We start from the raw sequence: 1,432 nt of genomic DNA, 5'->3' as shown, positions 1-1,432 counted from the left end.
GTGGGACGGGGCTTCGCGGGGGACACTCACCGTAGGACCGACCAGTCCGGGAGGTTGCCATGCGCTTGTCGTCGGCCGGTTCCGGTGCCGCGGCACGAAGCCCCGTCCACCATCCGATCTTCGCCCGCTACTACGCCCGGTTCAGCGTGGACGCCGAGACGCGGCTCGGCATGGCCGGGATACGCGAGCGGCTGCTCGCCGGCCTGTCCGGCCGGGTGATCGAGATCGGTGCCGGCAACGGCCTGAACTTCGCCCACTACCCGGGAGCCGTCGCGGAGGTCGTCGCCATCGAACCGGAGCCGCTGCTCAGGGGCTTGGCGCTGCGGGCGGCGTTGCGCGCCCAGGTGCCGGTGGACGTGGTCCCGGGCGCGGCGGAGGCCCTGCCGGTGAAGAGCGAGGCCTTCGACGCGGCCGTGCTGTCGCTGGTGATGTGCAGCGTGCGGGACGTGCGGCGGGCGCTGGGCGAGGTGCGGCGGGTGCTCAGACCGGGCGGCGAGGTGCGCTACTTCGAGCACGGGCGGGGCGGCGGCCGGATGATGACGCTGACCCAGCGCACCCTGGACCGCACCGTGTGGCCGGTCCTGACCGGCGGCTGCCACCTGTCCCGGGACCCGGTGGCCGCGCTGCGCGAGGCCGGGTTCGAACTCGGCCCGCGGCGGCGCGTGCTGATGCCGGAGCGGGGTCCGCGGCTGCCCACCTCGTACTGCTCGCTCGGCGTCGCGTGGCGGCCCCGGGAGCCGGCCGAGCGGTGATCACGAGCTCCAGCGGCTCAGCTCACGAGCGATGTCGTCGACGCCCGCCTCTCCGCTCTTCACCAGCCGGGCGAGGTCGCGGACCTGCTCGGGAGTGGTGACCACTTTCTGGCCGCTGGCGACCAGGTAGGCGTAGGCGACGGCCGAGGCGAACAGCGCGTTGGAGCGCTCCAGCGCGGGCACGTGCAGCAGCAGCTGGAGCAGTGCGGCGGCGCGGGCGTGCGGGGAGTCGTAGACGGGGACGCCGAATATCTCGGCCCGGTGGCGGGCGACGGCGGCGACCAGCGCACCCCAGTCGGTGACCTGCGGGTCCCCGGGCGTGCGCTGCTCGGCGAGCATGAGCAGCCAGGCGAGGTCGATGCTGAGCTCGTTCAAGGGATCAGCCGTGGCCCTCGCCCGCGCCGGTGCCGCGCGCCTCACTGAACTCCTCGGCGAACACGGACTCGTACCGCCTCATGAAGTCGGCGGCAGCGTCCACGAAGGCGCGGCCGGCCTCCCCGGCGTCCTGTCTGACCAGCTCCTCGATGTAGCGGTTGACGCTCATGCCGCGGGCCGTCGCGCGCTCGCGGGCCGCGCGGGCGGTGTCCTCGTCCACGCGCACGTTCAGCTGGGTCTTCGCCATGGCTCGAAGCTAGCGCCGAAGTGCTAGCAACGGCAAGCGCGGGCGGCCGGGGCCGCCC

At 73.9% G+C, this 1,432-nt stretch carries 3 protein-coding genes; 1 reads left to right on the top strand and 2 read right to left on the bottom strand.

The window, feature by feature from the left end; genetic code table 11:
• Window positions 1-59 precede the first annotated feature (59 nt).
• On the top strand, window positions 60-752 hold the full coding sequence (locus V7E45_RS40145) for a class I SAM-dependent methyltransferase (RefSeq protein WP_333779229.1): 693 nt from the start codon (window positions 60-62) through the stop codon (window positions 750-752).
• Here V7E45_RS40145 and V7E45_RS40140 read toward each other — a convergent pair whose 3' ends face one another.
• Complete coding sequence (locus tag V7E45_RS40140) at window positions 753-1,127, bottom strand: fic family toxin-antitoxin system, toxin component (RefSeq protein ID WP_333779228.1); 375 nt, start codon at window positions 1,125-1,127, stop codon at window positions 753-755.
• Between the two features lie 4 nt (window positions 1,128-1,131).
• Window positions 1,132-1,374, bottom strand: coding sequence for a toxin-antitoxin system HicB family antitoxin (locus V7E45_RS40135; protein ID WP_333779227.1), 243 nt, complete (start codon window positions 1,372-1,374; stop codon window positions 1,132-1,134).
• Window positions 1,375-1,432 lie beyond the last annotated feature (58 nt).

Origin of the sequence: Streptomyces sp. IBSBF 3136 (assembly GCF_036815105.1) — a bacterium.
Classification (GTDB): Bacteria; Actinomycetota; Actinomycetes; order Streptomycetales; family Streptomycetaceae; genus Streptomyces.
Note: the sequence above shows the minus strand (reverse complement) of the source record. Positions and strands in the feature narration are given on the sequence as shown.

Coding starts and splice junctions, on each gene's coding strand:
- V7E45_RS40145 (WP_333779229.1), top strand. CDS start 60: ATGCGCTTGTCGTCGGCCGGTTCCGGTGCCGCGGCACGAAGCCCCGTC.
- V7E45_RS40135 (WP_333779227.1), bottom strand. CDS start 1,374: ATGGCGAAGACCCAGCTGAACGTGCGCGTGGACGAGGACACCGCCCGC.